The organism is Pseudomonas sp. LBUM1668, assembly GCF_059695715.1.
In genome coordinates, this window is record NZ_CP166787.1 from 4722729 (window position 1) to 4745390 (window position 22662).

General features: G+C 60.4%; 13 protein-coding genes. 8 read left to right on the forward strand and 5 right to left on the reverse strand.

The window, feature by feature from the left end; all coding sequences use genetic code 11:
- The first annotated feature begins 40 nt into the window (after positions 1-40).
- Entirely contained in the window at positions 41-5644 is a 5604-nt protein-coding gene (locus ACA061_RS21265) for a dermonecrotic toxin domain-containing protein (protein WP_497299992.1), read from the forward strand.
- A 97-nt stretch (positions 5645-5741) separates the two neighbouring features.
- On the opposite strand, the gene metE is transcribed toward ACA061_RS21265, so the two are convergent.
- The gene (gene metE, locus ACA061_RS21270; protein ID WP_497301978.1) at positions 5742-8054 is read right to left on the reverse strand and encodes a 5-methyltetrahydropteroyltriglutamate--homocysteine S-methyltransferase; all 2313 of its coding nucleotides are present in this window, start codon (positions 8052-8054) and stop codon (positions 5742-5744) included.
- Between the two features lie 112 nt (positions 8055-8166).
- Here metE and metR point away from each other — a divergent pair, with 112 nt between their 5' ends.
- Positions 8167-9084, forward strand: coding sequence for a transcriptional regulator MetR (gene metR, locus ACA061_RS21275; protein ID WP_150601746.1), 918 nt, complete (start codon positions 8167-8169; stop codon positions 9082-9084).
- 127 nt (positions 9085-9211) lie between these two features.
- On the opposite strand, the gene ACA061_RS21280 is transcribed toward metR, so the two are convergent.
- The 4 genes from ACA061_RS21280 to nosR form a co-directional block, all read right to left on the reverse strand.
- Complete coding sequence (locus ACA061_RS21280) at positions 9212-9709, reverse strand: GNAT family N-acetyltransferase (RefSeq protein WP_497299993.1); 498 nt, start codon at positions 9707-9709, stop codon at positions 9212-9214.
- A 1-nt stretch (position 9710) separates the two neighbouring features.
- Positions 9711-10349, reverse strand: coding sequence for a LysE family translocator (locus ACA061_RS21285; protein ID WP_497299994.1), 639 nt, complete (start codon positions 10347-10349; stop codon positions 9711-9713).
- Positions 10350-10373: 24 nt separating this feature from the next.
- Positions 10374-10808, reverse strand: coding sequence for an NUDIX hydrolase (locus tag ACA061_RS21290; protein ID WP_497299995.1), 435 nt, complete (start codon positions 10806-10808; stop codon positions 10374-10376).
- Positions 10809-10879: 71 nt separating this feature from the next.
- Positions 10880-12238: a response regulator c-di-GMP phosphodiesterase, NosR family gene (nosR, locus tag ACA061_RS21295; RefSeq protein ID WP_150601750.1), complete on the reverse strand. Its 1359-nt coding sequence runs from the start codon at positions 12236-12238 to the stop codon at positions 10880-10882.
- A 251-nt stretch (positions 12239-12489) separates the two neighbouring features.
- Here nosR and ACA061_RS21300 point away from each other — a divergent pair, with 251 nt between their 5' ends.
- The 6 genes from ACA061_RS21300 to ACA061_RS21325 all read left to right on the forward strand — a co-directional run bounded on the left by ACA061_RS21300 (position 12490) and on the right by ACA061_RS21325 (position 22540).
- On the forward strand, positions 12490-14754 hold the full coding sequence (locus ACA061_RS21300) for a GGDEF/EAL domain-containing response regulator (RefSeq protein ID WP_497299996.1): 2265 nt from the start codon (positions 12490-12492) through the stop codon (positions 14752-14754).
- Positions 14751-16673, forward strand: coding sequence for a putative bifunctional diguanylate cyclase/phosphodiesterase (locus tag ACA061_RS21305; protein WP_497299997.1), 1923 nt, complete (start codon positions 14751-14753; stop codon positions 16671-16673). The genes ACA061_RS21300 and ACA061_RS21305 overlap by 4 nt, the downstream gene beginning before the upstream one ends.
- The gene (locus ACA061_RS21310) at positions 16670-17623 is read left to right on the forward strand and encodes a cytochrome-c peroxidase (protein WP_497299998.1); all 954 of its coding nucleotides are present in this window, start codon (positions 16670-16672) and stop codon (positions 17621-17623) included. Before ACA061_RS21305 ends, ACA061_RS21310 begins: the two co-directional genes overlap by 4 nt.
- Positions 17620-19434: a DAHL domain-containing sensor histidine kinase gene (locus tag ACA061_RS21315; RefSeq protein WP_210555012.1), complete on the forward strand. Its 1815-nt coding sequence runs from the start codon at positions 17620-17622 to the stop codon at positions 19432-19434. Before ACA061_RS21310 ends, ACA061_RS21315 begins: the two co-directional genes overlap by 4 nt.
- Complete coding sequence (locus tag ACA061_RS21320) at positions 19431-20828, forward strand: ATP-binding protein (protein WP_497299999.1); 1398 nt, start codon at positions 19431-19433, stop codon at positions 20826-20828. Before ACA061_RS21315 ends, ACA061_RS21320 begins: the two co-directional genes overlap by 4 nt.
- Positions 20829-20920: 92 nt before the next feature.
- Positions 20921-22540: an FMN-binding glutamate synthase family protein gene (locus ACA061_RS21325; protein WP_210700243.1), complete on the forward strand. Its 1620-nt coding sequence runs from the start codon at positions 20921-20923 to the stop codon at positions 22538-22540.
- Positions 22541-22662 lie beyond the last annotated feature (122 nt).

Genomic DNA, 22662 nt, shown 5'->3' on the forward strand with positions numbered 1-22662 from the left:
GGGTGGATCCGCCGCCCCCGGCACCGAGTATTTTTTGTCCATGGACGTTTCTCTGCAGTTGACCATGCCCGAACCGGCCTCCGTTCTCTTGCCGGCCTTCAAACCCAGCGCGCGCCTGCCCGATGAAAGCCTGGCGATCAGCGCCATGAGTCGATGGCGACAAAGCCGGGAAGGCCTGCGCGAAATGCTGGCGGCGACTCCGGGCATGCGCGACACGCTCAACCACAGGTTCAAGGAAGTTCTCGATCTCGATGGCGAGCGCACCGGTCTGCTGTTCCCCGCCACGGATCTGCTGCCTGAACGGTTCATCAGTTTCACCAACGTCTGCGCCTTCGTTCTGCAGTATCCACAGGTGGAAAAAGACCTGAATCAGCAGTGCCGGGTATCCGGCCTGCCTCAGGCGCACCCGCTGCAGGCCCTGCAACCTGAGCAATGGTTCGAGCGCTTGAAGATGCTCGGTATGCAGCAGGCGCATGCGCAACGGTGGCGAGCGTTCTGGGACAGTCGAGCACCGGGCACGGCGGTTTCTCGGCGCGAGCATGTCCAACAGCTTTATCGCCTTCATTTCGAAGCCTGCGCGCACCTGGCCTATGCCCATAAAACCCTGAGTGCCGAGCAGCTCAAACTGGTGCAGTTGGTCATTGATCCACCGCCCGGTGCGCTGATGATGAATGCGCAGCCGGTCTACACCGAGCAACTGGCAATGGTCCTCAAAGACGAGCGTAAAGTCATGCTTAGCGGGGCGTGGGTGGTTCGGGCCGGTGCCGACGCCGACGCTGCTCCCCTGCTTTACCTGCCGTGTCGCGCCGTTGCGATCCAGGCCTTCGCGCAACGCAGCGACATGCAAGCGTGGCTGCTCGAACAGTCGCTCGTGCCCACCGGACTGCCCACCGACGACATCCGCTTTGAGTACACCGTCAGCACCGACGCGCTGGAACTCGGTGCCCACGACCTGCTCGCGCACCGCCAGCAATCTCAAGTCACCTTGCTGACCACCCCGAGCCGCCGCGAAGCCACCCTGGCGGCAGATGGCGGACAATCCCTCGCCCAGGTCGACCGGGTCGATCAACAGCGCAGCCACGATGAACTGATTGCGGCACCGCCGAGTCCGACGCCGCCACTGCCCCCGGTCGATGCCGATGACGACGCCGAGGCTGATGAGCAGGCATTGTTCGGCAGCCTGTTCGCTGATATTCCCTGGCCATTGCGTCAGGCGGCACTGAACCGCCAGCGCGAGGCGTTTGAGGCGCGAATGGCAGACGTCGGTGACGGCCCCGGGCTGCAATCCTTCAAGGATTCGCTCAAGGCACTGGAGTCTGCCGAACAGGCCGGCGACGAAGCGGCCACGGCCCTGCTCTATCGGGCACGGACGTCGGACCTGCAGACATTCCAGCGTGAATTCACCGCGCTGCATGCGGCGCACAAGGCCGGGTTGCAGGCCGAATGCGCACTGCAACAGGCGCTGGGGCAACTCGACGAAGACGACTGCAACAGGCTGCGCACCGTGCTCGACGCATTGCCGGTAGCCGGCAGTGACACCGTCGTCGCCAGCATAACCCTGACGATGAACACTGAGGTCGCAGGCCAGACCACGCTCACTAAGCAAGAACTGCCCGGCGTCTGGGTCGTCACCCAAGCCGCGGTGCTCCGCGACCCGACCTGCGCGTGCAGCCTGCTCCTGTATTGGCCCGGCACCGGCGGCGGCTTGCAGCGCTACGCCGGGCTTGGCGAACTGGCACGCCAAGTGTTCAAGATCGATCCGGCGGATCGCACATTGACCCTGCAGCTCAAACAGATTCGTGATGATGTGCTGGTCCATGGGCTCAACCAGCTGACAAGCGAATTCGAAGAACAGGCCGCCATGCTGCGCCAGCGTCATGCTGCTTCGACCGATGCCGGCGCGCTCGGTGAAGCGCTGGACAGCTTGCGCACCAAAACGCTCGCCAGGTTGCAGGTTCCGGTGCACGCTGCCAGAAGCCTGGCCTTTGCCCACCTGTTGGAACAGAGCCGTAGCGCGACGCTGGTTTCCCATCTGCCCGACTGGCTGAAAACCATGGCGGAGGCCGATCGGCTGACGCTCAAAAAGCTGATTAAGGCGTACATGGCGGCCATGGGCCGCAGTCATGAAATCATGACCCTGTTGCTGGAACCGCGCGATGACTTCACGCGCAAGCGCCTGCACGCACGGCTGAGCAAGGACTTTGCGCTCACGGGCAGTGTCCGGGTCCAGCTTGATCTGCCCGACACGACAAAATGGCAAAGCCAGTTCTACCCCGCGCCAGGCGCGCCTATGACACCGGAAAAACTGGTCCTTGTGCCCAGTGCCGCGCGCAGCAAAATGAGCCTTGAAGAGCTGGCGCAAACCAACATCGACAACACGCCATCGATGCAACTGGAGCCGCTGGCGCTACGCCTGGCTTTCATGAAGGTCGAGGTCAGCACCCGCGAAGAAGCCGAGCGTCTGCGCTTGACGTCTGGCATTACCCTGGACTACCTCAAGCAAGTGCTGCCGGAGTTGAACCTGCCGCACGCTTACGAACAACTGATCCGCGACACCTTCAACGGCCCCCTCACCGAATCGGCGTTCGCCAGGGCACAGCGCCGCGGATGTCTGGTCGAGCCGTGGCGTCTGATGCTGCGCTTACAGGGTGAATGCGCGCGCCTGCAGCGGCATATCGGCAGTGATGACCTGCTTACACTGAACATCGCCATCGACGCCAACACTGCCCAGGCGTGGCGCACCGATGGCAAACGTGTGGTGTTACTGCCGGCTTACCTGAGTGCCGGGGGCAAGGACACCCCGTACCAATTGTCGGTGGCCCTGTCGGGTGTGACCTTTATCCAGGAACAGGTCAGCGGCGTGACGTTGCTTTACCTGCCGGACAGCCCCGACGGACAGTTCCTGCGCCGGTACGACAGCCTCGAAGCCGCGCGCAAGGGCCTGTTCAACCTGTCCGTGGTCGACAAATGGAACAAGTACCTCGCCGGTCGGACGTTGCAGGGTAATGTTCGCGCTCACGAAAACCGGCTGAACCAGGCCTGGGCCAATCGCTACGACGCCATGATTGGCGTCGGTCTGAGCTGGCCGGCTACCACGTCACTGAGCGAGCATCTGCTCGACGCCCACATGGGCCGGCTGATCGAGGCTCATCGCGGGACCTCTCGCTCCAACGATGCGTTGTACCTGGAGCGTTACGCGCTCAAAGGTCCACGCGCCTTCAATTACATCAAGATGGCAGTCGGGCTGGTGCCGTTTGTCGGCACCGTGTTGTCCCTCTACGATGCATGGACGGCTGCCAATCAGGCCGTGGCAGCTTTTCTGCGCGGTGAAATCGGCGATGGCTTGAGCGAACTCAGATCAGTGCTGACCAGTTTGATCGACGCGGCCATGGACCTGCTGCCGGGCGAAATGCCTAGCTCGACCTTGTCCCGCACGGCCCGCCAGCTCACCCGTACTCGCCAATTGCGCCGCCTGGCTCGCCACGCGTCGGCCTTGAAAGGCACTTCCCAACGCGAGGCCCGGCAGGTGGTGCAGCGCTTCAAGGACTACGAATACGAATTGCCGATTTCCCTTGCCGGCCTGCAACCCGCCACCCATGGCCTCTATCGCGGGATCTACCGGCATGCCGATGGCGACTTCATCGTCCGTCAGGGGCGGATCTTTGAAGTGCAGCGCAGTCAGGATTCGCGCAACTGGCGATTGGTCGGCAACAGTCGCAAAACCTACAAGCAACCGATTGCCCTGGACGAAAGTGGTCAGTGGGACACCTGGTTCGGTGTATACGGCACGACTTTCGAGGGGGGTGGTCTGGGTGGCGGGCAAGTACTCGGGCACATGGCCGATGCGCTTGATCCGCTCTGGCCGCAGGCGATTCGTCAGCAATTGCCGCGTTGGTGGGTCGACCACGCTTTTCGCCGTCATCATCGCCTGGCCCAGGCTGCCGAGGGCCTCGGGGATCAGATTCAGGCCAGAAACACGGTGAGCAATGCGGCGATCAACCGGTATAACGATGCCGCAGCCAAGGATCGTCCAGCACTGGTCGCCGCTGCCGAAACGGCGTGTCTGGGTGACATCGAACTGGCCAAACGCGCTTTTCAGACACTGGATGAATTGATCCCGTTGACCAGCGGCAACAAAAAACAGGAGGCCAGGCTGTTCCGCAGCAAGACCGCCTGGCAGTTGACCGACCGCTATCATCGCGTGGCCTCTTACACGTCACGCAGTGTCCTGCCCATCACCAATAGAATCGACGAGTTGACTCAGGCGCTGAACAATCTGCCAGGCAACAACCTCGCCCCTCGGATAGCTCCGCTTGAGGAGATCCGCCTGCTGCGCTTGCAATACCTCAGCAAACTGGATCGGCTTGAGAAACTGAAGATCGAGCTCAATCTGTGGAATGAGCGCATTCAGGTCAGGGCAGACAAGCTCGATCTCGCCTCCGACGTCAACGAGATCAACAGCAAACACAGTGACGCCAGTCTGCTGTATCTGCGCACCAGCCAGCGCTTGGAAACCGTAAAGCGTTACGGCCGGGCTGATGATGTGTCGTGGTTCTATCTGCTGGGCCAGGCACACGAACTGCGCATTGATGTCGATCGCGCTCTGTACACGCAATACATCTTGCCGACCCTCACCGCGACCCCGGCCCAACGCAGCCGGATTCTGCAGAACTGCGTCGACCTGTACAGCCGTTTTCGCCTCGAGATGAACATCTGGACCCACCGTTACCCACAGCACTTTCACCTTGATCAGGTGGAACCGCTGCTCAACGGTATCGAACAGCTAGGCGAACGTGCGCGCAGGGGCATTATCGCGCCGGCGCAAGCGGCACCGGCAGGCCAATCTGCCCAGCGCGTTTTTACCACCGCCGACAATCAGTTGCTGTATGGCGTCGAGCGCTGGGAGCCGACGACGCAAACACGCCAATACGTGTCGACGGGCCGGGGCGGCCATGAAGAAATCTGGCAACAGGGCAACGATGGTCAATTCCGCTTGCTGAACCCGCGACCAGTCGAACAGCAAGCACCCGCGAACCTGCAACTGCCGGCATTGCTGACAGAAGCTCGACAACGCCTCGCTACGCTCCCGGCCTATCAAACCCGGGTCCAGGCATATGCCGAACAGAACATGCTCCCGGTGAATCTGGAACATATGCTGGTCAGCGAAGCCGCCGAGCTCACTCGCCGTGCCGACCGCATCGCCGCCAGCGCGCCGCAGGAGCCGGTCATTGAGCAACTGCGCGACCAGGCCGCTCAATTGATCACCAGCGGCCGCGCCATGCGTACTCGCCAGTCGCTGGTCAGCCGCGACCCCACCGACGGGATGTTGCTCGATTTGATCAGCGAAAACGCGGTAGAAATACGTCGCAACACCGCGATCAGAAACCTCGGAAGGCGCGACGGTCGCACCGACTACATGCAGGAATATGAAGTGTGGAATTTGACGTCCGAGCCAGCCGGGTTGTTGTGGTACGCCCACTTTCACTATCGCAGTGCGACGCCAGTGTTCGGCACATTCGAGAAGGCTCACTTGAAGCTGCCCGAACACCGTTTCCTGACCCACGCTGACGACGCCACCCTGCCCTACGCGAATATCGGCAGGCAGTCGGCGGTGCTGGAGCATTTCCAGGCGCTGGCCAACTAGATTCACGGGGCCGCAGGCCTATATCACCGACATTAAAAAACCCGTTGCGCCCCAAGGCACAACGGGTTTCATGCAGCGCCGGATCAAGCGCCGACGCTTATGCCAGTTGACTGCGCAACTGTCGAGCCGCCGCCACCATGTTCACCAACGCCGCTTCTGTCTCGGGCCAGGCGCGGGTTTTCAGACCGCAGTCGGGGTTGACCCACAGGCGCTCTGCAGGAATCCGTTGCACCGCTTTACGCATCAGCTTGACCATCTCGGCGGTGTCCGGCACCCGTGGCGAGTGGATGTCATAGACGCCGGGGCCGATGTCGTTCGGGTAGTCGAACGCCTCAAAGGCGTCGAGCAATTCCATGTCCGAGCGCGAGGTTTCGATGGTGATGACGTCGGCGTCCATCTCGGCAATCGCCTTGATCACATCGTTGAATTCGCTGTAGCACATGTGCGTGTGAATCTGCGTTTCGTCCTTCACGCCAGACGCCGTCAGACGGAACGCCTCGACCGCCCAGTCCAGATATTCCTGCCATTGCGCCCGCCGTAACGGCAGGCCTTCGCGGAAAGCGGCTTCGTCGATCTGCACGATCTTGATGCCGGCGTTTTCCAGATCAACCACTTCATCGCGCAGGGCCAGCGCCAGTTGCTGCGCCTGAATTTTGCGCGATACGTCTTCACGCGGGAACGACCACATCAGCATGGTCACGGGACCGGTCAACATGCCTTTCATGACCTTGTCAGTCAGGCCCTGCGCGTAGCTGATCCAGTCGACCGTCATCGCTTGCGGACGACTCAGGTCGCCATAAATCACCGCCGGTTTCACACAGCGCGAACCGTAGCTCTGGACCCAGCCGAACCGGGTGAACAGGTAGCCGTCGAGTTGCTCGGCGAAGTACTCGACCATGTCGTTGCGCTCGGCCTCACCGTGCACCAGCACGTCCAGCCCGAGGCGTTCCTGAATCTGCACGGCGTGGCGGATTTCACTGCGCATGGCGTCGTGGTAATCGTTGGCCGACAGCTTGCCCTGCTTGAACGCCTGACGCGCCAGACGGATCGCCCCGGTCTGCGGGAACGAGCCGATGGTGGTAGTCGGGAACGTCGGCAATTGCAGACGCACCTGTTGCCTGGCGATGCGCTTGGCAAACGGCGAATGACGCTGACTGTCGCTGGCATTGATCGCCTTGACACGCGCCTGCACTGCGGTTTTATGAATACGTGGCGACTGCGCACGGCTGGCCTGAATAGCCCGACTCTCGGCCAGTGCAGATTGCACCTTGGGCGCCTGCGGATCATTCAGCGCATCACGCAGCACGGAGATTTCGCTGCACTTCTGTACGGCAAACGCCAGCCAGCTTTTCAGTTCCGGATCGAGTTTGTCTTCACGCTCGACATCCACCGGACTGTGCAGCAACGAGCAGGAACTGCTGACCCACAGGTTGTCGCCGAAACGCTCCTGCGCCGGTTGCAGTTGCGCCAGCGCCTGCTCCAGTTCGCAGCGCCAGACGTTGCGACCATTGACCAGACCTACCGAGAGAATCTTGTAGGTCGGCAGACGATCGAGCACCTGACCGAGTTGCTCCGGCGCGCGCACCGCGTCGATGTGCAGCCCCTGCACCGGCAGACCCACGGCCAGACCCAGGTTGTCTTCGAGGCCGCTGAAATACGTCGCCACCAGTTTCTTCAGCGGCGAATACTGGAGGATGTGATAAGCGCGTTCGAAGGCGCTTTTCCATGCTTGCGGCAGGTCGAGGGTGAGGATCGGTTCGTCGATCTGCACCCATTCCACGCCTTGCTCGGCGAGGCGCACGAGAATTTCGTTGTAGACCGGCAGCAAGCGCTCAAGCAAATCCAGCTTGTCGAAATCATTGCCTTTGGCCTTGCCCAGCCACAGGTAGGTCAGCGGGCCGATGATCACCGGTTTGACGTTGTGGCCCAGCGCTTTGGCTTCTTCGACTTCATCGAACAACTGGTTCCAGCTCAGCTTGAATGTTTGATCAGCGCTGAATTCCGGGACGAGATAGTGGTAGTTGGTGTCGAACCACTTGGTCAGTTCTTGCGCATATTGAGTCTTGCCGTGCTCGGTGCCGCAGCAGTTGGCGGACGCACCACGGGCCATGGCGAACAGGGTGTCGAGGCTCGGCAGGCCGCGCTCGTCACGCACGCCGTCGAAGCGCTCGGGGATCACGCCAAACGTCAGCGAGTGGGTCAGCACTTGGTCATACCAGGCAAAGTCGCCGACCGGCAGCAGATCGATACCGGCGTCTTTCTGCAATTGCCAGTGGCGGGCGCGCAGTTCACGACCGACCTGGTTCAGGGCAGCCTGATCAAGATCGCCGTGCCAATAGGCTTCGAGGGCTTTCTTCAGTTCGCGGTCGGCGCCGATGCGCGGGAAACCAAGGGTGTGGGCCACGGCCATGTCGAGTGTGCTCCATTGCATAAAAGATGGCGCCATTGTCGACAGTCAAACCAACATGAGACAAACTCAACCTTTTCGTGTTGATCACAAGTTTTCCTCATGGAGCCAGCCGGTGCTTGAAATCCGTCATCTGAAAACCCTGCACGCCCTGCGCGAAGCCGACAGCCTGGTCGATGCCGCTGACCGTTTGCACCTGACCCAATCGGCACTTTCGCACCAGTTCAAGGAGCTTGAAGAGCGGCTGGGCATGCAGTTGTTCGTGCGCAAGACCAAACCGGTGCGCTTCACCAGCGCCGGCCTGCGCCTGCTGCAACTGGCCGACGCGACCCTGCCACTGCTGCGCGCCGCCGAGCGCGACATCAGCCGCTTGGCCGGTGGCACTGCCGGGCGTTTGCACATGGCAATCGAATGCCACAGTTGCTTCCAGTGGCTGATGCCGACCATCGACCAATTCCGCGATGCCTGGCCGGAGGTCGAACTCGACCTCGCGTCAGGCTTCTCCTTTGCGCCGCTGCCGGCCCTGGCGCGTGGCGATCTGGATCTGGTGGTGACCTCTGATCCGCTGGAAATCGCCGGCATCACTTACGTGCCGTTGTTCACCTACGAAGCCATGCTCGCGGTGGCCAATCAGCATGCGCTGGCGAGCAAACCGTACATCGTCCCCGAAGATTTGCTGACTGAAACGCTGATCACCTACCCGGTAGAACGCGACCGACTGGACATCTTCACCCGCTTCCTCGAACCGGCCGACATCGAACCGGCGCAAGTGCGCACTTCGGAGCTGACGGTGATGATGATGCAACTGGTCGCCAGCGGCCGTGGCGTCTGCGGCATGCCGCACTGGGCGCTGCATGAATACAGCTCACGCGGTTACGTGAAAGGCAAACGGTTGGGCGAGAAAGGCTTGTTTGCCACGCTTTACGCGGGAATCCGCGCCGACATGCTCGATGCGCCGTACATGCGTGATTTTTTGCTGACGGCCAAGGACACATCGTTCTCGACGCTGGATGGGGTCAGCGCCGTGCGCTGATACGAGAACACCACGAGTCCCTGTAGGAGCGAGCCTGCTCGCGATGGCGTCGGGTCAGGCAATATTTGAGCGACTGACACACCGCTTTCGCGAGCAGGCTCACTCCTACAGGGTTCTGCGCATGGATTCAGATCTGGCGCCACATGTGGATCTTGTCGAAGTAGTCTTCGCCCACCCGTACCGCTAACGGTTCCAGTCCGAACTGGATAAAGCCGCAGCGCTGATACAGCTTGAACGCTGCATCGTTGCCAGCCGTAACAGTGAGCTGGACAAGCTTCAGCTCGGGATGATTCTGCGCCTCGGCCAGCGCCGCTTGCACCAGTTCAAACCCCAAACCGTGCTGACGAAAATCCGCCGACACATACATGCCGAACAGCGTGGCCTTGTGTCGGGCTTTTTCTCGCGGCTCGAATGCCAAACCGACAATGCCAGCCAGCGTGCCACCTTCGAACGCGCCGAGCACCACGTCGAGCTTGCTGATCAGGCGCGCTTCCCACCAGCTCAGCGGCATCACTGCGCGTTCACGCACGCTGGAGGTGAAGGCCTGCGGATGCCGGTCGTAGGCTTCGAGCATCAGTTCCCGATAGGCCAGGGCATGGCTGGCGTCCAGCTTTTCGATCCACATCTCAAGCGGCTCGCCGTTGCTCAAGCATCAAGCGAATGGCCAGACCGCCCAGTACCAGGCCCATGAAATAACGCTGCATCACCAGCCACGTCGGGTTGCGCACGAACCACGAAGCAATGCCCGCCGCAAACAGCGCAATCAGCAGATTGACGCTGAAACTGACGCTGATCTGAGTCAGGCCGAGGATGATGCTTTGGGTGAACACCGAGCCGTGTTCAGGGCTGATGAATTGCGGAAACACCGAGAGATAGAACACCGCGATTTTCGGGTTCAGGGCGCTGGTAAGAAAGCCCATGGTGATCAGTTTGCGCGACGAATCCGGCGGTAACTGCTGGGCTTCGAACGGCGAACGCGCGCCGGGTTTCAGCGCCTGCCAGGCCAGCCACAGCAGGTACAGCGCACCCGCCCACTTCAACACTTCATAAGCCATCGGCACCGCGAGAAACACCGCGGTCAAACCGGCAGCAGCGGCAAACATATGCACAAAGAAACCCGCGACCACGCCTAGCAACGAGGTGACGCCCGCCTTGCGCCCCTGACAGATCGAACGCGAGATCAGGTAGATCATGTTCGGCCCCGGCGTGAGGACCATCAGCAACGCGGCGGCGGCAAAGATCAGCAGGTCTTGAAGCGGGATCATGGTGGGCGTCCCTTGCGTTAATGATCAGGCGATTTGGGTCAGCGAGGCTCGATAAAACGGCAGGATCAGGTCGCGTGTCAATGGCGCCAGTTCGAGCGCCGGATCAGTGGCCGGATCGACCCAGATGACCTCTTCGATTTCAGCTGCCGGGAAGACTTCGGCATTGATGGTCAGTTGAAAGATTTCTGCCTGCACGACAAATCCCGGTTCATTGGCGGCGGGAGCCGAGAACTGGCCAAGGAACGTCGCCTGCGATGGATCGATCACCAACCCCAACTCTTCTTCCAGCTCACGGGCCAGTGCCTGCACCGGCAATTCATGGGCTTCGATCTTGCCGCCCGGTTGCATGAACGCCGTGGTGGCGCGTTTGCGTACCAGCAAGGTCTGGCCGTCAGCGTTGAGCAGCAGCGCGGCGGCGATGTGGATGATGCGAGGTGAAACGGCGGGTGCACACGTCATGGGTCAGCCACGGGTCTGGAGAAAACCGCAAGGATCCCATGCCTGCCCCGCCAACGTCACCTCTTACGCCATCACCCCTGTGCCTCGAGCGCCCCTTCGACTTCCTCCGGTACCTTCACGAACACTTTGTATTTGGCCCCCTCCATGGCCTCGAAGCTGATCAGTTTGTCCACCAGCAGTGCGCTCAAAACCTTGCCGGTATTGAGCAGCAACATGCCGTTGTCGGCATTCAGGTTGCGCGCCAGAATCATGCCCGCCGCCAGCTCGCGGGTGCCCAGCACCTTGACGTCAGGGTCGGCGAGGACCACGTCGCTCAGGAACGCCGCGCACACTTGGATGAAGTCCTCGACCAGCTCGGGATCGTAAAGTTTGCCGGCGTACTGACGCAGGTATAACAACGCCTCGTCGCTGTTCATTTGCCGCTCGAGAATCAGCCCGCGCTGCAATTCGACGAAGTCCACTGCCAGTTTCAGCAGCCGCGACCCCAACGGGATCGCCTCGCCCTTGAGCCGATCCGGAAAACCGCTGCCGTCCCAGCGCTCCTGATGATGCAGGATCAACCGGGCCGCATCCTTCATCGGGTCGAGGGTCATCAACAGCGATTCACTCTGCTTCGGGTAACCGCGATAGCGATCACGCTCGGTATGGCGAAGCAGATCCGAGGGGGTGACCATCATGTTGTCGGTCCAGCTCAGTTTGCCAATGTTGTACAACGCAGCGGCCATGGTCAGGTCACGACTGCCGGCTTCATCGATGCCGTGCATTTTGCAGTAGCCGCGCACCAGTTCGATGATCTGCCGATTGGTCTGCTTGGCAGGCGGCAGGCGCAGGTTGGCCAGCAACGAGAACACTTCGGTGCCAGTCACGTAACTGTGTTTGAGTTCCTCGTAGGCCAGATCAAGCATGTCGGCGGTTTGCTGCAACTCGGCGGTACGCGCGGCGACGTGTTTTTCCAGGGTGCTGTTGAGCAGTTTGAGCTGATCGTTCTGCACTTGGGCCAACCGCTCAAGGCGCTGACGTTCACGCTCTGAATGCTGATGCTCCAGCGCCTGACGCAAGGTCAAGAGCATTTCTTCGTCGTTCCAGGGTTTGCTGATGTAGCGATCGATCCGCCCTTCGTTGATGGCTTTGATGATCGCCGCTGGATCGGCATAGCCGGTGAGCATGATCCGCGTGGTCGCCGGATAGAGTTCATGGACACGAGCCAGCAATGTCGCGCCGTCCATATTGGGCATGCGGGCGTCGCTCATCACCAGGTCGACGGGCTGTTGGGTCAGCATTTCCAGCGCCTGGGCACCGCTGGTGGCCAGCAGCACGTCGTAAGGCTGACTGCGCAGCAGACGCCGCAGGCTGTTGAGGATCGACTCCTCGTCATCGACCAGCAACACCTTCGGCCGGTGCGGTGAAATCGGGGCAGATTGTTCTTCCATGGGGTGGCCTCAAGCGAAACAGTGAACCTGACAGGCGCGCCGACAGACGTCCTGACTTGCCTGCGCTTGAAGGCAAGGCTAGATGATTTTCGCGGGGCTCACGCAATACATTGGTTACACACCTGCAAGCGAAGTGCCCTGCGGCCAACTATGCTCAAGAGGTCGAACGACACCAACGGCCCGCGTGCGGGCATGCGAGGAGGGGAAAGGATGCTCCCGAGTAACAGCGAGTCTGGATCTGGCGTAGCGCCGTGAGTGCGCAAGCCGGGCCGATCAACCGCCGCATACTCATCGTCGACGATACCGCGTCGATCCATGCCGATTATCTGAAAATACTCAGTCCGGGCAATGCAGGCTCCGACAGCCTCGGGGAAACTGAAAACCTGCTGTTCGGCACCCCGGCCACCGCACCGAAAGAGCACTTTGAACTGGACTCGGCATTCCAGGGAAGCGAAGCGCTGGAAAAACTGCAAGCCGCCATGGCCGCTCAACGCCCTTATGCGATGGCGTTCATCGACATGCGCATGCCGCCGGGCTGGGATGGCCTGGAAACCATCGAACGGCTGTGGCAGGTCGACCCCAAGCTGCAAGTCGCGTTGTGCACGGCCTACACCGATTATTCCTGGGAGGACATCGATCAGCGGCTGGGGCTGACCGATGGTCTGCTGATTCTGAAAAAACCCTTCGATGCGATCGAGATCCGCCAGATGGCCAGTGCCCTCACGGTCAAATGGCAGATGACCGAGAACGCCGCGCTGAAAATGACGCAACTCGAACTGGCCGTTCAGGAGCGCACGCGAGAGCTCTCCGACGCCAATATCATCGTGCAGAACAGCCCGACGATCCTCTACCGGTTACGCGGCGACCCCTCGTTCAAACTGATGTATATCTCGCACAACATCACGCGATACGGCCATGTGGCCGCCGATCTGGTGGCATCGGCAAACTGGGCGCAGGATCTGATTCATCCCGACGATCAGGCTGGCGTAGATGCCGCCATGGCCCGGGTGCTGGACCGACACGCATTGGGCGCCTCGATCGAGTTTCGCCTGCGCACCGGAGAAGGCACCTGGCGCTGGGTGGAAAACCGCTACGTCCCGGTCCGCGACCATGATGGCCGCTTGCTGGAGGTCGAAGGCATCATCCTCGACATCACCGAGCGCCGTGTGGCCGAGGAGAAGCTCGCCTTGCTGGCTCGCACGGACGGTCTCACCGGGCTGGCCAATCGCGCCACCCTGATCGAGCGTCTGCATCAGGCGTTTGCCGGCGCACGGCGGGGCGCAGCGCCATTCGCGGTGTTTTATCTGGATCTGGACCACTTCAAGCGAATCAATGACAGCCTCGGTCACCCGATCGGCGATCTGCTATTGCAGGAAGTGGCGCGGCGGATCAAATCGAGTGTGCGGGAAAACGACGTCACGGCGCGCCTGGGCGGCGACGAATTTGCGATTCTGCAACTGGACGTCAGCGACCCGACCCGTTCCGCCGCCATGGCCAGCAATATCCTCGATGCGCTGACGGCGCCGTTCCACCTGGCGGGCAATGCCGTGCATATTTCAGGCAGCATCGGCATCAGCACCTACAGCGACGCCTGCCACGACGCCGACAGCCTGCTGGGGCAGGCGGACATGGCGCTGTACCGCGCCAAGGACACGGGCCGCAATCAGTATCACTTCCACTCCGAGGCGATTACCCAGGAAGTGGCCGAGCGCATGGCCATCGTCAATGAGCTGATGATTGCACTGGAACGCGATGAACTGGAGTTGAAATACGCGCCGGAAGTCGACATGCACAGCGGCAGGATTTTAGGCATGGAAGCGCAGGTCTGCTGGAATCACCCCACGCGCGGACTACTGCAAGCGAGCGCGTTTGTCCCGGCCGCGGAGATAACCGGCGCCATCATTCACCTCGGCCGCTGGGTGCTGGATCGCGCCTGCCGGCAAATGAGCCAGTGGCGCAACGCGGGGGTAGCGCCCCCGGTGATGGCGATCAAGATTTCGCTGGCCCAGCTCAAAAGTGGCCCGGAGCTTATCTACGACGTATTGCGCACCACCGCACGCCATGAACTCGCCCCCTGGGATCTGCGTTTTGACGTCACCGAAGCGACGCTGGCCCAGACCAAGTGGACCCACAACGACGTGCTGCCGAGATTGAGTGAGCTGGGGGTGAAAATCGCCATCGATGATTTTGGCACCGAATACTCATCGTTCGACTACCTGAAAACCTACCGGGTCAATCACCTGAAACTCGCCCAGTCGTTTCTGGACAGCGCGACTCAGGACACGGCCGGGGCCAACACGCTGAAGGCGATCATCAATTTCGCCAGGGATCTGGGTATCGGCATCATTGCCGAAGGCGGCCAGCAGCCGGGGCAACCGCACATGCCAACGCCCGACGTTCCGCTGCCGGCTGCGCAGGGCCTTTACTTTCGCGAGGCGCTCAGCCCCGAGCGCGCGGTCCGGATGCTCACGGCCGCCAGCAGCGAGTCGAACGGCACAAGGGAGAGTGAGGGATGAAAACGCCCTTTGCCCAGACCAACCGCCGGATTCTGATCATCGACGATACCCCGGCGATTCACGCTGACTTTCGCAAGATACTCACCCCGGACACCAGCGGCGAAGCAGATCTGAACAGCTTGGAACAGACGCTGTTCGGCACCCGACAGGCATCGCACCTGGCCTTCCAGCTCGACTCCGCCTATCAGGGGCAAGAAGCGCTGAAACTGGTTCAACTGGCTCTGGAGCAAGGGCGCCCCTATGCGCTCGCCTTCACTGACATGCGCATGCCGCCCGGCTGGGATGGTCTGGAAACCATCGAAAGACTGTGGCAAGCCGATCCGAACCTGCAAATCGCCTTATGCACCGCCTACACCGACTACAGCTGGGAGGCCATGGCCGAGCGGCTGGAGTTCGGCGATCAGTTATTGATCCTGAAAAAACCTTTCGATGCCCTGGAAATTCGCCAGATGGCCAACGCCCTGACCTGGAAATGGCAACTGGCTCAGGACGCCGCACTGAAGATGCTCAACCTCGAACAGACTATCGAGGCACGGGTCCACGAATTGCTCAAGGTGTCGCATCTGTTGCAGTACGACAGCCTTACAGGTCTGCCCAACAGCACCCTGCTCGGTGACCGCCTGACTCAGCACCTTGCTGCCTGCCGACGCCATGACAAAAAACTGGTGGTGCTGTTCCTCGGTCTGGATCGCTTCAAGCGCATCAACAATGCGCTGGGGCATCCGGCCGGCGACGAAATGCTCAAACGGGTGGGTCAGCAGTTGCTCAAAAGCGTACGCGGATCGGACTCGGTTTTTCGCTACGGCTCTGACGAGTTTGTGGTGATTCTCACCGATATCAACCACCCCCAGCAGACCCGCAGCATCGCCGAAAAACTGCTGGGCATTATCCGCACGCCACAGATGATCGCGGGGCATGACGTCAGCGTCACCGCCAGCATGGGGTTAAGCGTTTATCCGGACGACGGGCTTGAGGCCACCGAACTGATCAAGAAAGCTGAAACGGCCATGCGTAACGTCAAGGACAGCGGTCCGGACAATTACGGTTTTTTCATCGAGGCGATGAATGCGCGCGCCCGGGAACAGCAGAGTATCGAATCCGGTATTCGCCAGGCGTTGCAGCGAAACGAGTTTGTCTTGCACTACCAGCCAAAAATCGCCCTGCAGAGTGGTCGGATTGTCGGTGCGGAAGCGCTGGTTCGCTGGCAAAAACCGGGGCATGGCTGGGTCTACCCGTCAGACTTTATTCCAGTGGCCGAAGACAGCGGGCTGATCGTCCCGCTGAGCAAATGGGTGTTGGCCGAAGCCTGCCGCCAGACGCGGCAATGGCAAGCAGCAGGATTGCCGCCGATCCGCATGTCGGTCAACACCTCGGCCATCGACTTTCGTCAGCGCCACTTTGTCGAGAGCGTCGAACAGGTGCTTGCAGACACGGGGCTGGACCCCTGCCTGCTGGAGCTGGAAATCACCGAAAGCGTGCTGATGCAAAACGTCGACGCGACCATGAGCGCGTTGCAACGGTTGAAAGCACTGGGGGTCAAGCTGGCCATCGATGACTTCGGTACCGGGTATTCAAGCCTCAGCTACCTGCGTCGCTTCCCTATCGATGTACTGAAAATCGATCAGTCATTCATTCGTGGTCTGAGCAGCGACAGCAGCGATGCCGCGCTGGTCGGCGCGATCATCAGCCTGGGCAAGAGCCTGAGTCTGAACGTCATCGCCGAAGGCGTGGAAACAGCAGCGCAACTGAAATATCTCAAGGATCACCATTGCGAAGAAGCTCAGGGTTTCTACTTCAGCGAAGCCTTGCCGGCACCGGCATTTGCCCAACTGCTGAACGCAGGACTGCCGGGGCCCTGGGCCGATCCATCGAGCTCCAGCGACAGTCCGCCGGCCAGCACGGGGGACAATCTCCAATGAGCCTTTTCCGATACGCGCTGGCCTTTATGATTTGCGGGGTTTGTGTCAATGCTGCCAGCGAGCCATTGAACCAGCCACTCAAGCCGTTGCCCGAGATGGCTCCCGTTAATCGCGAACGCGTCGCGCTCGGTCGCCAATTGTTCAATGATCCGCGGCTATCGGCGAACAACACGTTGTCCTGCGCCAGTTGCCACCAACTGGACAAGGGCGGTGCCGACACCCGCGCCCTGTCGCTGGGCTTCGATGGCAAACCGGTGGCGTTCAACACGCCCACGGTGCTCAACGCCAGCCTCAATTTCCGGCAATTCTGGGACGGACGGGTCGAGACGCTGGAGGAGCAAACCGACAATGTCATCACCAGCCCCCACGAAATGGGCGGTGACTGGAAAACCGTCGTGCAACGCATCACCGACGATCCCGGCTACCGCAAAGCCTTCGACGGCGCCTACCCGGATGCCGTGACCCAAGCCAATATCCAGAATGCGCTCGCCACCTACGAACGCACCCTGTTATCCCCCGGGTCGCGCTTCGATCAATACCTTTTGGGCGATACCGACATCCTCACCCTCGAAGAAAAGTACGGTTATCAACGCTTCAAGGACTACGGCTGCATCGCCTGCCATCAGGGCGTGAACATCGGCGGCAACATGTTTCAGAAGTTCGGCGTATTCGGTGATTACATCGCCGATCGCGGTAACCCGACGGTCGCTGATCTGGGACGATTCAATGTCACCGGCGACGAAGCTGATCGCGCGGTTTTCAAGGTGCCGAGCCTGCGTAATGTCGCGCTGACCGCACCGTACTTCCACGACGGTTCAGCCCCTGACCTCGAACGGGCCGTGGACGTCATGTTCCAGTATCAACTGGGGCGCATGCCGAGCGCAGAAGACAAAACACTGATCATCCAGTTTCTCAAGACCCTGTCCGGCCAATGGGAGGGCAAGCCATGAAGAAGATGTCACGCAGAACCAGCCTGCTGTTGGTCACGCTGGTAGCCATTCTGCTGGCCTCGACGCTGTTGTTCCTCTACCTCAAGTCCAGCTCCGAAAAGACCGTCACGTACATCGAATCGCGCGACTTGATCCGCCAGATCACCCAACAGGACGCGCGATGGGAAAACGAGATACTCAAAGCGCGCGTGGCGATTTCCCATAACTACGACCCGCTGGTGTCTCCGGTGATCGAGATGCGCCAGTTGTGGGAGCGCTTCGCCACAATGGAGTCGGGGCATGGGCGCAAGGACTCCAGGCAATGGAACGATGCGCACGAAGGCTTTCTCAAAGCGATGCAGGAAAAGACTCGCCTGGTGGAGCAGTTCAAGTCACACAACGCCTTGTTGCGTAACTCCCTGGCCTTCCTGCCGACCGCCGAAGACGATATCCAGGCGCAACTGGCGGACTTGTCCGACCTCGACAAGCTGCAAGTACAAAACATCGCCACCGACACCTACGACTTGCTGCTCAGTGCCCTGGAATTCGCCCAGGTCACCTCTGCCGACAAGGCCGCCGACATCGAAGTGGGCCTGAACAAACTGGCGGTGAACGCGCAACGCTTGCCGGAAGAATTTCATGCCCCGGTGAAGATTCTCAGCAGTCACGTCGCGCTGATCTTGCGCGAGCAGCCAATCGTCAACGAACTGCTGGAAAACATCGAAGCCGTGCCCGTGGCCGAACGTCTGGACGACATCACCCACATGCTCAACCTGGACCAGCAACGGGTCGAAAAAATCGATCGCGAGTACCACTTCTACATGCTGCTGTTTTCCGTGCTGCTGATGTTGTCGCTGCTGTGGCTGGCCGTCCGGCTGATCCGCAGCTTCGCCGAGATCCACCGGGTCAACAACGCCCTGCAAAACGCCAACGATGTGCTGGAACAAAGGGTCGAAGAACGCACCCAGGAACTCAAGAATGCCCAGAGCGAACTGCTCGACGCCGCGCGGCAGGCGGGCATGGCTGAAATCGCGACCAACGTGTTGCACAACGTCGGCAACGTGCTCAACAGCGTGAACATCTCCTGCGAGCTGATCGGGCGAAAACTGCGCAGCAGCAAGGCGCTTGGCCTGGGCAAGGCCATGCAGTTGATCAACGCACACCCCAACGACCTCGGGCATTTCCTCAGTGAGGACGACAAGGGCAAATTGCTGCCCGGCTATCTCAATCAACTGGTCAGCGCGATTGCCCAGGAACAGCAGGAAATGGCCGATGAACTGGGCCAGATGAACAAGAGCGTCGACCACATCAAGGACATCGTCGCCACCCAGCAGTCCTACGCGGGGGCCAACAGCATGACCGAACCGCTGTATATCGACGAGCTGCTGGAAGACGCCCTGCGCATGAATGCCGGCGCGCTGACTCGCCATCACGTCACCGTGGTCAGGCAATACAGTGAAGTGCCCCAGGTGATGGGTGACAAACACCGCTTGCTGCTGATTCTGATCAACCTCATCAGCAACGCCAAATACGCCATGACCGACCTCAGCAACCGCCCTCGGACAATGACACTCGGGGTGGAAATCGTTGACGAGACCTTTCTGCAAATCAGCGTCCGGGACGATGGTGAAGGCATCGCCCCGGAAAACATGACACGGATCTTTGCTCACGGTTTTACCACGCGCAAAGAGGGCCACGGTTTTGGCCTGCACAGTTGCGCGCTGGCGGCGATCGAAATGAACGGCCACCTCACTGCCCATAGCGACGGACCAGGGCTGGGGGCCTTGTTCACCTTGCAACTTCCGCTGATCACCGTAACGGAGAACGCATGAGCGAACTGTCGAACCGTCGCATTTTGCTGATCGACGACATGCCGTCGATTCACGAAGACTTTCGCAAGATTCTCACCCCGCCCCTGGCGCACTCGGCAGAACTGGACGAGATGGAGACGGCGCTGTTTGGTGCTCAAGTCCGCCCGCAACGACCGAATTTCGAGCTCGACTCCGCTTACGGTGGCGAGGAAGGACTGGCCAAACTCAACCTCGCCCTGCAGGAGCAGTGTCCCTACGCCTTGGCGTTTGTCGACATGCGCATGCCCGACGGATGGGACGGCGCGAAAACCATCGAACACCTTTGGCAGCAGGACCCGCAATTGCAGGTGGTCGTCTGTACGGCATATTCCGACTATTCCTGGGACGAGTTAATGGATCGCCTGCAGGCTCAGGACCGTCTGCTGATCCTGAAAAAACCCTTCGACAACATTGAAGTCCAGCAAATGGCCAACACGCTGCTGACCAAGTGGCAGATGACCGAACGCGCGTCATTGCAAATGCATCATCTGGAACATCTGGTGGATCAGCGCACCGCCCAGTTCAAGCAGGCCAGCGTGGCCTTGCAGCGCGAGATCGACGAGCGCAAACAACTGGAAAGTCAGTTGGTGCAGTCCGAAAAGCTTGCCTCGCTCGGACAGCTGGCGGCCGGGGTTGCCCATGAAATCAACAACCCGATCGGCTTCATTTCCTCCAACCTCGGTTCACTGGACGGGTACTTTCAGCAGTTGCTGAGCATGCTCGACGCCTACCAGGCCGCCGGGCAAACGCTGCCACCTGAACCGGCCGCGCAACTGCAAAAACTGCGTAAAGAGCTCGAACTGGATTTCCTGCTTGAGGATATTCCCGTGCTGATCCGAGAATCCAAGGAGGGCATCGGTCGCGTCAGCCAGATCGTCAAGGACCTGAAGGATTTCTCCCGGGTCGACACCCAGCAACAATGGCAGTGGGCCAATCTGCAACAAGGCATCGAATCGACCCTGAACATTGTCGCCAGCGAACTCAAATACAAGGCCGATGTGGTCAAGGAATATCAGAATCTGCCGGACATCGAATGCCTGCCGTCACAGATCAATCAGGTGATCATGAACCTGGTGGTCAATGCCGCGCAGGCCATGGGACCTGAACGCGGCGTCATCACCCTGCGCACGGGGCTGCAAGGGGAAACCGCGTGGATCGAAGTGGCTGACAACGGGTCAGGCATTGCGCCCGAAACCTTGCAGAAAATCTTCGACCCGTTCTTCACTACCAAACCGGTGGGGCAAGGGACAGGGCTAGGTTTGTCCCTGTCCTATGGCATCGTGAAAAAACACGGCGGGGATATTTCGGTGCGCAGCGAACTCGGGGCTGGCACTACGTTCCGTGTGCTGTTGCCGCTGCGTCAGTCTGTTGCCTGACGCCGAAATAGGCAGAAAGTCTGGCTGTTCACGGTTTCTACGTTGGCGCAGAATCCCTGCCTGCCCTACAAAGTCCGAACCAAGGAAACCGTATGAGCCTGTCCCTCCTGAGCCGCTACGCCTTCTTTGCCGTCTGCGTGATGTTCACCCTCGCCAGCCTGCCTTTTCTCGAACATGACTGGCTGTGGCCGATCACCGCCGTCACTGGCGTGCTAAGCCTGCTCGGTCTGTTCGACCTGCTGCAAAGCCCGCACGCGGTGCGCCGCAACTACCCGATTCTGGGCAACATCCGTTATCTGGTCGAAGGCATCCGCCCGGAAATTCGCCAGTATTTGCTGGAGTCCGACAGCGACGCCCTGCCCTTCTCGCGCGCTCAGCGTTCGCTGGTCTACTCGCGGGCAAAAAATGAAAGCGCCGACAAACCGTTCGGCACGCTGATCGATGTCTACCAATCCGGTTTTGAATTCATCGGCCATTCGATGCGTCCGGCGCCATTGAGCGACCCGAGCAGTTTTCGTGTCACCGTTGGTGGTCCGCAGTGCACGCAGCCGTATTCGGCGTCGGTGTTCAATATCTCGGCGATGAGCTTCGGTTCGCTCAGCGCCAACGCCATCCGCGCACTGAACCAAGGGGCGAAGCTTGGCAACTTCGCCCACGACACCGGCGAAGGCAGCATCAGCCCTTATCACCGTGAACACGGCGGCGACCTGACCTGGGAACTGGGCAGCGGCTATTTCGGTTGCCGCACCAGCGACGGCCGATTCGACCCGGAACGCTTTGCCACCCAGGCGCAGAACCCACAAGTACGCATGATCGAAATAAAGATGAGCCAAGGCGCCAAACCGGGCCACGGCGGGATCCTGCCCAAGCACAAAGTCACCAAAGAAATCGCTGAAACCCGCGGCATCATGATGGGCGAAGACTGCGTGTCGCCGTCACGCCACAGCGCGTTTTCGACGCCGATCGAGATGATGCATTTCATCCAGCAACTGCGTGAACTGTCTGGCGGCAAACCGGTGGGTTTCAAATTCTGCCTCGGCCATCCGTGGGAGTTCATGGGCATCGCCAAAGCCATGCTGGAAACCGGCATCCTTCCCGACTTCATCGTCGTCGACGGCAAGGAAGGCGGTACCGGCGCCGCCCCCGTGGAATTCACTGACCACATTGGCGTGCCGATGCGCGAAGGGCTGCTGTTCGTCCACAACACGCTGGTCGGTTTGAATCTGCGCGACAAGATCAAACTCGGCGCCAGTGGCAAAATCGTCAGCGCCTTCGACATCGCCAGCGTGCTGGCCATCGGCGCCGACTGGGCCAACTCCGCACGCGGTTTCATGTTCGCCATTGGCTGCATCCAGTCGCAGAGCTGCCACACCAACAAATGCCCGACTGGCGTTGCGACTCAGGACACTCTGCGCCAACGCGCGCTGGTCGTGCCGGACAAGGCGCAGCGGGTCTACAACTTCCATCGCAACACGCTCAAGGCGCTGGCGGAAATGCTCGCCGCCGCCGGCCTCGATCACCCCTCGCAACTGTCGGCCAAGCACTTGGTACGACGTATGTCGGCGACCGAGATCAAGCTGTTCTCGCAGTTGCATGTATTCCTGAAACCGGGGGAGTTGCTGACCGGAGAAGTGAATGGCGAGTTCTATTCGCGGATGTGGCAGATGGCACGGGCGGACAGTTTTGAGCCACAGGAAGTGGCGGCGGCCTGAAGGTTGATTGTGCCAGTATGAATCACGGGCGCATTTTTGGAAAAACTGTGAATGACCGGCGCGCCGTATTGGGACTGGTAGGCTTGTGTAGGAGTTACTTCGGCAACTCCTACAAAAGTGCG